Source organism: Tropicimonas sediminicola, assembly GCF_900188335.1.
GTDB lineage: Bacteria > Pseudomonadota > Alphaproteobacteria > Rhodobacterales > Rhodobacteraceae > Tropicimonas > Tropicimonas sediminicola.
On sequence record NZ_FZOY01000005.1, the window covers coordinates 82,204 to 95,117 of the forward strand.

Annotated in this window: 11 protein-coding genes; 7 read left to right on the top strand and 4 right to left on the bottom strand. The window is 67.4% G+C overall.

Going from position 1 to position 12,914, the window contains the following annotated elements:
- The first annotated feature begins 71 nt into the window (after window positions 1–71).
- From CHB86_RS13875 to CHB86_RS13890, 4 genes are all read left to right on the top strand, one after another.
- Window positions 72–1,196, top strand: coding sequence for an ABC transporter permease (locus CHB86_RS13875; RefSeq protein ID WP_089233665.1), 1,125 nt, complete (start codon window positions 72–74; stop codon window positions 1,194–1,196).
- Between the two features lies 1 nt (window position 1,197).
- Entirely contained in the window at window positions 1,198–1,986 is a 789-nt protein-coding gene (locus tag CHB86_RS13880) for an ATP-binding cassette domain-containing protein (RefSeq protein ID WP_089233666.1), read from the top strand.
- A gap of 264 nt (window positions 1,987–2,250) precedes the next feature.
- Window positions 2,251–3,153 (top strand): hypothetical protein, encoded by a 903-nt coding sequence (locus tag CHB86_RS13885; protein ID WP_089233667.1) that lies wholly within the window; start codon window positions 2,251–2,253, stop codon window positions 3,151–3,153.
- A 47-nt stretch (window positions 3,154–3,200) separates the two neighbouring features.
- Window positions 3,201–4,079 carry a Vgb family protein gene (locus CHB86_RS13890; RefSeq protein ID WP_089233668.1) on the top strand — a complete coding sequence of 293 codons (879 nt, stop codon included), beginning with the start codon at window positions 3,201–3,203 and terminating at the stop codon, window positions 4,077–4,079.
- Window positions 4,080–4,181: 102 nt separating this feature from the next.
- Here CHB86_RS13890 and CHB86_RS13895 read toward each other — a convergent pair whose 3' ends face one another.
- From CHB86_RS13895 to ade, 3 genes are all read right to left on the bottom strand, one after another.
- Window positions 4,182–4,472, bottom strand: coding sequence for an HU family DNA-binding protein (locus CHB86_RS13895; RefSeq protein ID WP_089233669.1), 291 nt, complete (start codon window positions 4,470–4,472; stop codon window positions 4,182–4,184).
- A 131-nt stretch (window positions 4,473–4,603) separates the two neighbouring features.
- Window positions 4,604–6,088 (bottom strand): AMP nucleosidase, encoded by a 1,485-nt coding sequence (locus CHB86_RS13900; protein ID WP_089233670.1) that lies wholly within the window; start codon window positions 6,086–6,088, stop codon window positions 4,604–4,606.
- A complete protein-coding gene (gene ade / locus CHB86_RS13905) occupies window positions 6,085–7,890 on the bottom strand; it encodes an adenine deaminase (RefSeq protein ID WP_089233671.1) in 1,806 nt (601 codons plus the stop codon). Before ade ends, CHB86_RS13900 begins: the two co-directional genes overlap by 4 nt.
- A gap of 111 nt (window positions 7,891–8,001) precedes the next feature.
- On the opposite strand from ade, the gene CHB86_RS13910 reads away from it, so the two are divergent.
- The 3 genes from CHB86_RS13910 (at window position 8,002) to CHB86_RS13920 (ending at window position 10,746) form a co-directional block, all read left to right on the top strand.
- Window positions 8,002–8,445, top strand: a complete 444-nt coding sequence (locus CHB86_RS13910; protein WP_089233672.1) for a DUF1810 domain-containing protein — start codon at window positions 8,002–8,004, stop codon at window positions 8,443–8,445.
- 258 nt (window positions 8,446–8,703) lie between these two features.
- Complete coding sequence (locus CHB86_RS13915) at window positions 8,704–9,567, top strand: SDR family oxidoreductase (protein WP_089233673.1); 864 nt, start codon at window positions 8,704–8,706, stop codon at window positions 9,565–9,567.
- 117 nt (window positions 9,568–9,684) lie between these two features.
- Window positions 9,685–10,746, top strand: a complete 1,062-nt coding sequence (locus CHB86_RS13920; RefSeq protein WP_089233674.1) for a DUF1214 domain-containing protein — start codon at window positions 9,685–9,687, stop codon at window positions 10,744–10,746.
- Between the two features lie 195 nt (window positions 10,747–10,941).
- Here CHB86_RS13920 and dxs read toward each other — a convergent pair whose 3' ends face one another.
- Complete coding sequence (dxs, locus tag CHB86_RS13925) at window positions 10,942–12,867, bottom strand: 1-deoxy-D-xylulose-5-phosphate synthase (protein WP_089233675.1); 1,926 nt, start codon at window positions 12,865–12,867, stop codon at window positions 10,942–10,944.
- Window positions 12,868–12,914: the final 47 nt, after the last annotated feature.

The window sequence follows — 12,914 nt, forward strand, 5'->3', positions numbered from 1 at the left end:
GGCGCCAGACCGGCGCCTCCTTGTTCGCCGCTCACGCACCCCCCACACACGCATTCCAGAGGATCCGATCGATGTCGGAGACACCCACCGTTGCCGTCACGGATGACGAGCGCGTCAAAGAGATGTCGGCCTTCCGCAAGGCCCTGATCCGCCCCGAACTCGGCGGCATCTGCGGAACCATCATCGTCTTCACCCTTTTCCTGCTGTTCGCCCACGACAGCGGCATGTTCAACAGCCAGGGCATCATGAACTGGTCCGTGGTCTCGGCCCAGTTCATGATCATCGCCGTCGGCGCCTGCCTGCTGATGATCGCCGGCGAGTTCGACCTCTCCGTCGGCTCGATGATCGGTTTCGCCGGCATGATGATCGCCATCTTCTCGGTCACCCTCGGCTGGCCGGTCTGGATGGCGATCCTCGTGACCTTCGCACTCTGTATCGCGATCGGCGCGCTCAACGGCTACATCGTCGTGCGCACCGGCCTGCCGAGCTTTATCGTCACCCTCGCCCTGCTGTTCATCCTGCGCGGCTTCACGATCTACCTGCCACAGACCATCGAGCGGAAGACGATCATCGGCGGCGTCGCCGACGCGGCGCAGGGCGACTGGCTCGCCGCGCTGTTCGGCGGCAAGGTGCTGACCGGGCTGTTCTCCTGGCTCGGCGAGGCCGGGCTGATCGAGACCTTCGAGCGCGGCACCCGCGCCGGCCAGCCGGTGGTCGACGGCATCCCGATGCTGATCGTCTGGGCGCTCGGGCTGGTGGTCTTCGGCCACGTGCTGCTCACCCGCACCCGCTTCGGCAACTGGATCTACGCCTCCGGCGGCGACGCGCAGGCCGCGCGCTACGTCGGTGTGCCGGTGAACCGGGTGAAGATCCTGATGTTCATGTTCACCGCCTTCTGCGCCACCGTCTTCGCCACCTGCCAGGTCATGGAATTCGGCTCCGCCGGCGCCGACCGCGGCCTGCTCAAGGAGTTCGAGGCGATCATCGCGGTGGTGATCGGCGGCGCGCTGCTCACCGGCGGCTACGGCTCGGTGATCGGGGCGGCGCTCGGCGCGCTGATCTTCGGCGTGGTCCAGCAGGGCCTGTTCTTCGCCGGGGTCGAAAGCTCCCTGTTCCGGGTGTTCCTCGGCATCATCCTGCTCTTCGCGGTGGTCCTGAACACCTACATCCGCCGCATGATCACCGGAGAACGTTGAGATGAATCCCGAACACGCGCCTCTCATCGAGATGAAGAACATCGAGAAGCACTTCGGCTCGGTGATCGCGCTCGCCGGTGTCTCGGTCGAGATCTACCCCGGCGAATGCCACTGCCTGCTCGGCGACAACGGCGCCGGCAAGTCGACCTTCATCAAGACCATGTCCGGCGTGCACCGGCCAACCTCCGGGGAAATCCTCTTCGAAGGCCGGCCGATGCGCTTCGACGACCCGCGCGATGCCATCGAGGCCGGGATCGCCACGGTCTACCAGGATCTCGCGATGATCCCGCTGATGTCGGTCAGCCGGAACTTCTTCATGGGCAACGAGCCGCTCAAGAAGGTCGGGCCGCTGAAGTTCTTCGACCATGCGCTGGCCGCCGAGGTCACCATGTCGGAGATGCGCAAGATGGGCATCAACCTGCGCGGCCCCGACCAGGCCGTCGGCACCCTGTCGGGCGGCGAGCGGCAGACCGTGGCGATCGCCCGCGCGGTGCATTTCGGCGCCAAGGTCCTGATCCTCGACGAGCCGACCTCGGCGCTCGGAGTGCGGCAGACGGCGAACGTGCTGGCCACCATCGACAAGGTGCGCAAGCAGGGCATCGCCGTGGTCTTCATCACCCACAACGTCCGCCACGCGCTGGCGGTGGGAGACAGGTTCACCGTGCTCAACCGCGGCAAGACCCTCGGCACCGCCCAGAGGGGCCAGATCACGCCCGACGAGTTGCAGGACCTGATGGCCGGCGGGCAGGAGCTGGTTGCGCTGGAGGATTCCCTCGGCGGCACCGTCTGACCCCGGTCCGCCGCCGGCCGTCCCCGGTCCGCATGTCCGGCGCCGGCCGATCCCCGGATGACCCAAACCCCGCGCGGTCGAAACCACCGCGCGGGGTCAATGCGCCCAGCTGGAGCGCACCGTTGCCGCCTGACGCAACGGCATGGCCGGCCGGGCGACCACTTCGGGCTTCCCGGGCTTGCCGCCCCCGAGCCCGGCCCCCCAAACTGTCGCCAACGGCGCGTCCATTTCGCCGCCGATCATCCGACAGGTGGTTTCAACGCCATGATTTTCATTCGCTTTGCCCTTTGTCTCCTGCTCGCCGCGTGGTCCGGTCCCGCGCTCGCATATTCAGTCAGCTACATGTCGGGCAGAACGATAGAGATGCCTGGTTTCGGGACGGTGAAATTCCGGGTGCTTGTGGATGAAACCATTTATGGCGCGACTCCGCGTGCCATCGTCGCCGTGGATTCGGCTGGCCGGCTACTGGCCGTTACACCAGTCTCCGACTCCATGCGGATCGTTGCCCAAACATGCGATGGCACCCGTGGCTGCATCGGCTACGACCCCTACCATGGCGTCGTGTATACCCCTGACCCAGTGGCATTTTCCCCCACCAAGATGCTGGAGAGGAATGGCCGGCCGGTGCTCTATCCCGATGACCTCGGCGAGCCCTACGGCTTCACGATGCACGAGGCCGCTTTCCTCGAGCGTCTCGCGTTCGACACGAAACGCATCGCGGAAGTTTATCCACTAACGATCGTTTCGATACTTTGGCTGGCGTGCCTGTTCGTACCATTTCTCGGGTGGATAGGCAGAGTGTGCGCGAAGGAATCCGTCCTCGAGGTGGCCGTGGCCATGGTGGTGATGCTCTACTGGGCGCCGGCCTTCGCCTTTACGTTTCTGTGGTGGCTTATGGACCCCGGTTCAAAGCTCTCACTGTGTTTCCACATTCTTACCGCAGTCGTTCTGGCCTGGTGGCTCAGGCGGTTACGACTTCCGCCACGGCTGGCAAAGAACCTCTCGGTAATTGGTTTGACCCTGGCGACCATCATTCTGGTTCTGTCGTTTCCACTCTATTTCTGGGTTCTGATTCCCATCTCGTCCTCGCTGCTCCTGCTCATGGCGGGACTCTTCACCGTCTTCGCCATGCGAATGTTGCTGCTGCCACGGCGCAGCGACGGCTAGGCGCGGCTTCAACCGCAGGCTAGGCTGGGGCGACAGGGAGACGCGCGATGACCTCACAGCCCAGCCACCTCGTGAAGGGCCTCTGCCTTGCGCTGCTGGCCGCCGTGCCCGCCGCCGCGCAGGAAGCCCCGGCCCCCTTCGCGACCTTCGACAGCGCCAGCGAGCCGGTGCTGAACGACCCGCACGACCTCGCCTTCGGCCCCGACGGGCGGCTCTACGTGGCCGACAAGTTCGGCAGCCGCATCGCCGTCTTCGACCCCGAGACGCTGGACCTGCTGGAGACCTTCGGCGACGGGCTGCTGCCCAACGTGCACGACATCTCCTTCGGGCTCGACGGGCGGGCCTATGTCGCCGTGACCGGCCTCGGCGCGGTCGCCATCTTCGACCTGAGCAGCGGCACGCCCGAGAGCCAGGGCCTGCTCGGCGCCTTCCCCCGCACCGAGGGCGCGCTCGCCCATTCCAACGGCCGGCTCTACGTCATGGCCTCCGGCACCGGCGTACTGATGGCCGTCGAGGGCGAGGAGGTGGTGGCCACGGCCGGCGGCATGCCCGGCGCGCATGACGTCGAAGAGGCGCCCGACGGCTCGATCTGGGTTGCCGACAACTTCAACCGCCGCCTCGTCCGCTTCTCGACGGAGCTGGAGCAGCTGCAGGTGCTCGACGCCCCGCACTACGGCTTCGTCGGCCCGCGCTACCTCGCCATCGACGATTTCGGCCAGCTCGTCGTCGCCGACCAGGACGCGCACCGCGTGCTGCTGATCGACCCCGCGGCCGACCGCCTGCTCGGGGCCATCGGCACCGGAACCCCCGGCCTCGGCCCCAACCTTCTGGATGATCCCGAAGGCGTCGCCGTCCGCGGCAGCACCTATTACTTCGCCGACAGCGACAACAACCGGATCGTCAAATACGTCGTCGTGCTGAACTAGGCCCCCTGAACCGGGCCCCGACGGGCCGCCGCCATCGACGCAACAAAAAAGGGTCGCCCCGCGGGACGACCCTGTCACACAAACAGCGAAGTGGTCGACGGATCAGCCGTTCACCGAATCCTTCAGCGCCTTCGCGATCGTCATCTTGACGACCTTGTCGGCTTCCTTGTCGATCATCTCGCCGGTGGCAGGGTTGCGCACCTGGCGAGCCGGACGCTCGCGGCAGAAGATCTTGCCAACGCCGGGCAGGGTCACCGCGCCGCCATTGGCGACTTCGCTGGTGATGATGCCGGTCACGGCGTCGAGCGCGGAGGTGGCGGTTTTCTTGTCGGCGTCCATCGCCTCGGCAATGGCGGCGACAAGCTGGGTCTTGGTCATCGGTTTGGTGGCCATGTATGGTCTCCTCGTTGTTGCCCTTTGTCTTGGGGCTTATTCGGCTGATTCTACGCCATGTTGTCTCAGCTCACAACGTTTTGTGGTCACGAGCGCAAGAAAACAAGGGGTTTTGTTACGATTACTCCAAGTCAGAGGAAGGCTGTTTCCTCGAAACTCCGCAATTTCCGCGAATGCAGCCGTTCCAGCGGCATCTCGCGAAGCAGTTCCATGGCTCGTATCCCGATCAGCAGGTGGCGTGCAACCTGTGTTTTATAGAAAGCCGAGGCCATGCCGGGCAGTTTCAGCTCCCCATGCAGCGGCTTGTCGGAGACGCAGAGCAGCGTGCCATAGGGCACCCGGAAGCGGAATCCGTTGGCCGCGATGGTGGCGCTCTCCATGTCGAGCGCGATGGCCCGCGACTGGCTCAGCCGCTGCACCGGCCCGGACTGGTCGCGCAGCTCCCAGTTGCGGTTGTCGACCGTGGCCACGGTGCCTGTGCGCATGATCCGCTTGAGCTCGTAGCCCTCGAGCTGCGTGACCTCTTCGACCGCGTCCTCCAGCGCCACCTGCACCTCCGCGAGCGCCGGGATCGGCACCCAGACGGGCAGGTCGTCGTCCAGCACCTTGTCCTCGCGCAGATAGGCGTGGGCCAGCACGAAATCCCCGAGCGCCTGCGTGTTCCTCAGCCCCGCGCAATGGCCGACCATCAGCCAGACATGCGGCCGCAGCACGGCGATATGGTCCGTCGCGGTCTTGGCGTTGGAAGGGCCGACGCCGATGTTGACCAGCGTGATCCCGCCGCCGTTCGCGCGCTTCAGGTGATAGGTCGGCATCTGAGGCAGCTTGGCCGGCGGCGGCATCTCCGCATCGGCCTCGGTGATCTCCACGTTGCCGGGGCCGACAAAGGCGTCGTAGCCGCTCTCCGGGTCGGCCAGCGCCGCTCGGGCATAGGCCTCGAACTCCTCGACGTAGAACTGGTAGTTGGTGAACAGCACGTGGTTCTGGAAATGCTCCGGCACCGTCGCCGTGTAATGGCTGAGCCGGGCGAGCGAGTAATCCACCCGCTGCGCGGTGAAGGGCGCCAGCGCCCGCGCGCCGTCCTCGTAGACGAAATCGTAGCCGTTCACGATGCTGTCGTGGGTCGTCGACAGGTCCGGCACGTCGAAGACATCGCGCAGCTGGAACTGCATCGCGCCCTCTTGCGGCACCGCCAGGCTGGCGTCGTTCAGCACCGCGAAATGCACCGGGATCGGCGTGTCCGAGGCGCCGATCATCACCGGCACCTTGTGGGTCTCGATCAGCAGGCCGATCTGCTGGCGCAGGTAGGAGCGGAACAGGTCCGGCCGGGTGACGGTGGTCGAATAGGTGCCCGGCTCCGGCACATGGCCGAAGGCCAGCCGCGAGTCGACCGGGGCAAAGCTCGTCGTGGTCAGCCGGATCTCGGGGTAGAAGGCCCGGTAGCGGTGCTCCGGCTGGCCGTTGTGGATCACCTCGCCGAACTTCTCCGCCAGGAAGCTGGTCGCAAGGTCGTAGAGCTCGATCAGCCGGTCGACCGCCGCCGCCGCGTCGTCGAACATCTCCGCCTTCGGCAGCTCCGGGGTGATCACCGGGATCACGCGTCCATACCTGTTCATGTCAGCACCTCCTCGATCACCGGCACGACCTCGAAGCGGGTCACGTCCACCAGTCCCTTGTCCGAGATCCGCAACTCCGGAATCACCACCAGCGCCAGCAGCGAATGCTGCATGTAGGCGTTGTTGAGCGTGCAGCCCGCGTCCCGCATCGCCTCGCCCAGGGCCTCGGCCTTCGCCGCCACGCTCTGCGCGAGGTCGTCCGACATCAGCCCGGCGATCGGCAGCTCCACCAGCGCCTTCTCCTCGCCATCCGCGTAGAGCACCACGCCGCCGCCGACCTCGGCCAGCCGGTTTGCCGCCAGCGCCATCTGCGCCCGGTCGGTGCCCACGACGATCATGTGGTGGCTGTCATGCGCCACGGTCGAGGCCATCGCCATCGGCCCTTCGTAGCCGAAACCCTGCACGAAGGCGTTGGTCACGCCCCCGGTACCCCGGTGCCGCTCGACCAGCGCGATCTGGCAGATCTCGCCCGTCGCCTCCACCAGGCCCTCCGAGACCGGCAGGTCGGCGGAGAGCGCCTTGGTCGGCGCCTGGTTCTCGATCACCCCGATTACCCGGGCGCGCACGTGGTTCGCCCCCTCCGGCGCCGCGATCTCGAAATCCTCTGCCCCGAGCGGCTTGCCGAGCCGCACCGAGGCCCGCGCCGCCTCCGGCCAGTCGATATGCGGGCAATCCACCAGGATCCTGCCATCCTCGGCCACCACCTGGCCGCGCGCGATCACCGTCTCGATCGGCAGCGCCCGCAGGTCCGGCGACAGGATCACGTCCGCCCGCCGCCCCGGCGCGATCGAGCCCAGCTCCCGTTCCAGCCCGAAATGCGCCGCCGTGTTCACCGTCGCCATCTGCAGCGCCACCAGCGGGTCGCAGCCGCACTCGATGGCGTGCCGCACCACCCGGTTCATGTGCCCGTCGTTGACCAGCGTGCCGGAATGGCAATCGTCCGTGCACAGGATGAAGTTCCGCGGGTCGAGCCCCTTTTCCGTCACCGCCGTGATCTGGCTCTCCACGTCGTACCAGGCCGAGCCCAGCCGCAGCATCGCCCGCATCCCCTGGCGGACCCGCGCCACGGCGTCGGATTCCTTGGTGCCCTCGTGATCGTCCGCCGGCCCGCCGGCGGCATAGGCATGGAAGGCCGGACCGAGGTCTGGCGAGGCGTAATGCCCGCCCACCGTCTTGCCTGCCGCCTGCGTCGCCGCCATCTCGGCCAGCATCTGCGGATCGCCCGCGACCACGCCGGGAAAGTTCATCATCTCGCCCAGCCCGATGATCCCCGGCCAGTCCATCGCCTCCGCCACGTCCTCGGCCGTGATCTCGAACCCGGTGGTCTCCAGCCCCGGCGCCGACGGCGCGCAGCTCGGCATCTGGGTGTATATGTTCACCGGCTGCAGCAGCGCCTCGTCATGCATCAGCCGCACGCCCTCCAGCCCGAGCACGTTGGCGATCTCGTGCGGGTCGGTGAACATCGTCGTCGTGCCGTGCGGGATCACCGCGCGGGCGAACTCCGCCGGCGTCAGCATCCCGCTCTCGATATGCATGTGCCCGTCGCAGAGCCCGGGCAGCATGTAGCGCCCCTCGGCCTCGATCACCTGCGTCCGGTCGCCGATGCAATGGCCCGCATCCGGCCCGACATAGGCAATCCGCCCGTCGGCAATGGCGATGTCATGGTCCGGCAGCAGCTCCCGGCTCTGCACGTTCACCCAGATACCCTGGCGGATGACCATGTCGGCGCTATCGCGGCCCGCGGCCACGGCGATCAGGCGGGGGGCCGCGTCGGCCCAGCTTTTCAATGAAGGTCTCGTCATGCGCCACCCTTTCCCGGTTTTTTCGCCGATGCAAGCCATGCTCTGGGGGCTGGCATCCGGTCGCGCATCATGCGCCTATCGGGATGACACCCAAACGACAGCGGGGCCGATATGTTCGACGAAACCGACCTGGAGCGCTTCGTGGAGGCGCAGGACGAGCACGGCGCCTGGGCCGAGGCGATGGCCGAGATCGACGCCGGGCTGAAGCAGGGGCACTGGATCTGGTACGTCTATCCCCAGCTTCGCGGCCTCGGCCACAGCCACCGCGCCACCTATTTCGGCCTCTCCGGCGCGGAGGAGGCCCGGCGCTACCTCGCGCATCCCGTGCTCGGGCCCCGGCTTGAGGAAAGCGTCCTGCGCCTCATGGCCCATGCCGGCCGCTCGCCGGAGCGCATCCTTGGCGATGTCGACGCGGTCAAGGTGCAATCCTGCGCCACCCTTTTCGCCGCCGTCGCCGCCGACCCGCGGCCCTTCGATGCCGTGCTGGAGGCCTTCTTCGGCGGCGAGCGCTGCGGCGCGACCCTCGACATGCTGGCGGAGAATGGCCGGGCCTGACCCGCAGGGCCGCCCGGATCTTGCCTGCCATAAATAACGCATGTAAGATATACCTATTCTGCCAGCCGACTCAGCCCCCACATCCCCGAGGCCGTGAGGACGTCGGTTGCGGAGCAGGGCGCCCCTGCAATTACAGACGGCGTCCGATTGCCTGACGGGAGTGGTCCGCCAGGCTGGGCGACGGCGGCCCCCCGGGCGACCGTCGCCGCCCTGACTCTCCGGCTTTCCTTTTCCGCGCATCTTGCACATATCTTCCCCATGACCCGCACGCTGCTCTCCCTCGGCCACGGCTACACCGCCCGGGCCCTCGCCCGCCGCCTGTTGCCGCAAGGCTGGACCGTCCTCGGCACCACCCGTTCGCCCGACAAGGCCGAGGCCCTTCGCGCCGAGGGCGTCACGCCGCTGGTCTGGCCGGGCAGCGATCTCGCTCCCGCCGTGGTGCAGGCCACCCATGTGCTCGCCTCCGCCGCCCCCGGCGCCGAGGGCGACCCCTTCCTGCCCCACATCGCCGAGACGCTGCGCGACGCGCGGCCGGAGTGGGTCGGCTATCTCTCCACCACCGGCGTTTACGGCGACCACCAGGGCGGCTGGGTGGACGAGACGACGCCCCTCACCCCCGCCACCCGGCGCGGCCAGATGCGGGTCGAGGCCGAGGCCGCTTGGCAGGCGCTCGCCGCCGAGGCCGGCCTGCCGCTGCACATCTTCCGTATCGCCGGTATCTACGGCCCCGGCCGCGGCCCCTTCGCCAAGGTCCGCGCCGGCACCGCCCGGCGCATCATCAAGGAGGGCCAGGTGTTCTCCCGCATCCATGTCGAGGACATCGCCCAGGTGCTCGCCGCCTCCATCGCCCGGCCCAACCCCGGCGCGATCTACAACCTCTGCGACGACGATCCCGCGCCGCCGCAGGACGTGCTCGCCCATGCCGCAGAGCTGCTCGGCCTGCCGCTGCCCCCCGCCGTCGCCTTCGACGATGCCGAGATGACCCCGATGGCCCGCAGCTTCTATGCCGAGAGCAAGCGGGTCCGGAACGACCGCATCAAGGACGAGCTCGGCGTCGACCTGCTCTACCCCGACTACCGCACCGGGCTCGCGGCCCTGCTGCGCGAGGCTTCCGAAGGCTGAGCCCCCGCGCCGCCCTTGACGCAGGTCATGGCCCGGCGCGCGCCGCCGTGCGATCCTCCGCGCGGCCCGGGCTTCGGCGCCCTGCCGCCTGAAGTCCGGCGGACAAGGGAGGAAGTCATGCACAAATCACTTCTGTTCAGCGCCACGCTGGCCGCGGGCGCGAGCCTCTCGGGATACGGCGGCGTGGCCGCTCTGGATGCCGGAGACACGCTGCGCGCCGTTCTCGATGCCCGGGATATCCCGGTGACCATCGACAACTTCGTCCGCGCCGCCACCGACATCGAGTTCGGCAAGTACCTTGCCATCAGTGGCGGGGTGAACCAGCTGTTCCACGTCCGTGCACCGACGCCGATCGAGCAGCAGCCGACGATCCGGATGAACCGCGACACGCTCTACTCGGGCGCGATCATCGACATCAGCGAAGGCGCCACGCTGACGCTGCCGGACACCGGAGATCGCTACATCTCCGCACAGGTCGTGAACCAGGATCACTTCATGAACGAGGTTTTCCTCGGCGGCGGTGACCACGAGATGACGCTCGAGATCTTCGAGACGCCCTATGTCGGGGTCATCATCCGGACGCTGGTCGACGCCTCGGACCCGGCGGACCTGGAGCAGGTCCACGCGCTCCAGGACCAGATTGCGCTCACCACCGGTTCCAGCAAGCCGTTCATCGTTCCGTACTATGACGAGCAGAGCTTCGAGGACGTGCTGGAGGCCGCCAAGGGGCTGGCCCGCTTCGCCCCCGACAGTCGCCTGACCTTCGGTCCGAGCGACACCGTCGATCCGGTGCGGCACCTGCTCGGCGCAGCCTTCGGCTGGGGCGGGCTGCCGGAGGACCAGGCCTTCTACCTCAACGTCGAACCCGGCCTGCCGGTCGGCGCCTACAAGATCGAGGTTCCCGCCGACGTCCCGGTCGGCGCCTTCTGGTCGGTCAGCCTCTACAACGCCGACGGCTTCTACGAGAAGAACGCGCGCGATGCCTACAACGTCAACTCGGTGATGGGCGAGCGCAACGAGGACGGTTCGATGACCGTCCACCTCGGCGACTGCGATGACGGTCGGGTCAACTGCCTGCCGATCATGGAGGGCTGGAACTACACTGTCCGGCTCTATCGTCCGGGCGCCGAGATCCTCGACGGAAGCTGGTCCTTCCCCGAGGTCGAGCCCGCCGGTTGACCGCGCAGGTAGCGGATTGGACGGGCGCGCGCCGGTTCCGGTCGTTTCCCCCGGTCGTTCCGACCGACCTTCCGGTCATTTCGGGATGGCCGGGGGCTGCGGGTACGCCAGTCCGGTCGTAACGACCTAAGACGGAGGGGAATCGACCGCGAGTCCGGTCGTTCTCCCCCCGGAAATGTCCGAAACGACCGGTTCTCAGGCCCGCGCCGCGCCGATCTGCGCCACGCCCAACACCTCGAGCACCTTGGCCTCGATGTCCTCGGCATTCATCCCGGCCACGGCATACATGTCCCGCGGGCTCGACTGGTCGATGAAGATGTCAGGCAGGACCATCGACCGGAACTTCAGCCCCGTGTCGAAAATTCCTTCATCTGCAAGGAGTTGCGCGACATGCGAGCCGAAGCCGCCGATGGCGCCCTCTTCCAGGGTGATCAGCGCCTCGTGGTCCTGCGCGAGCTGCAGGATCAGCTCCCGGTCCAGCGGCTTGGCGAAACGGGCGTCCGCAATGGTCGGCGTGATGCCCCGCTTCTGAAGATTTTCTCCAGCGATTTCAGCCTCTTGAAGTCGCGTCCCGAACGAGAGAAGCGCCACGCGCTTGCCCTTCTGGATGATCCGGCCCTTGCCGATCTCCAGAACCTCGCCGCGCTCCGGCATCTCCACGCCGACACCCTCGCCACGCGGGAACCGGAAGGCGATCGGACCCTCGTCATGCGCCACGGCGGTCGCAACCATATGTTTTAACTCAGCTTCATCCGCCGCCGCCATCACCACGAAGCCGGGCAGGTTGGCGAGGAACGCGATGTCGAACGATCCCGCATGGGTCGCCCCGTCAGCCCCAACCAGCCCCGCGCGGTCGATCGGGAACCGCACCGGCAACCGCTGGATCGCCACGTCATGCACCACCTGGTCGTAGCCCCGCTGAAGGAAGGTGGAGTAGAGCGCGCAGAACGGCTTCATCCCGCCGGCGGCCTGTCCGGCGGCAAAGGTCACCGCGTGCTGCTCTGCGATTCCTACATCAAAACAACGGCTTGGATAGCGCTCGGCAAAGAGGTTCAGCCCCGTCCCGTCGGGCATGGCGGCGGTGATTGCGGTGATCCGGTCGTCCTCCGCGGCGTGCTGCAGCAACGCTTCGGCGAACACCTTGGTATAGCTCGGCGCGTTCGACGGCGCCTTTTTCTGCGCCCCGGTCACCACGTCGAACTTGGCCACGCCGTGGCCGCGGTCGGTGGCCCGCTCGGCTGGCGCATAGCCCTTGCCCTTCTGCGTGATCGCGTGGATCAGCACCGGCCCGTCGGCCCGCGCCTTCACCGTCCGCAGCACCGACAGCAGCATGTCCATGTTATGCCCGTCGATCGGCCCGATGTACTCGAAGCCCAGTTCCTCGAACAGCGTGCCGCCGATGGTGATGTGCTTGAACACGTCCTTGGCGCGCTTGGCCCCTTCGTAGAAGGGCTCGGGCAGGAAACTCAGCGCGCCCTTGGCGGCGGCCTTGAGGTCCTGGAAGGGGGCGCCGGCATAGAGCCGCGACAGGTATGAGGACATCGCGCCCACCGGCGGGGCAATGGACATCTCGTTGTCGTTGAGGATGACGATCATCCGCTTGTCGAGATGGCCCGCGTTGTTCATCGCCTCGAAGGCCATGCCGGCGCTCATCGCGCCGTCGCCGATCACCGCGATGGCGTCGCCGATGCCCTCGGGGGTGGTGCCGCCGAGGTCGCGGGCGGTGACGAAGCCGAGGGCCGCCGAGATCGAGGTCGAGCTGTGGGCCGCACCGAACGGGTCGTAGGGCGACTCGGAACGCTTGGTGAAGCCCGAGAGCCCGTCCTTCTGGCGCAGGGTGCGGATGCGGTCGCGCCGGCCGGTCAGGATCTTGTGCGGGTAGCACTGGTGCGAGACGTCCCAGATCAGCTTGTCGCGCGGGGTGTCGAATACCGCGTGGATCGCCACGGTCAGTTCCACCACCCCGAGCCCCGCGCCAAGGTGCCCGCCGGTCTCGCTGACCGCGCTGATCGTCTCGGCGCGCAGTTCGGACGCCAGACGTTCCAGTTCGTCGTCGGTCAGGTGCTTGAGGTCCGCCGGGCTTGTCACCCGGTCCAGCAGGGGTGTCGCAGGTCTCACCATGGCTCGGCCCTCCAGTGGCCGCGGCTCCCCGCCGCGCCTCGCGGCGC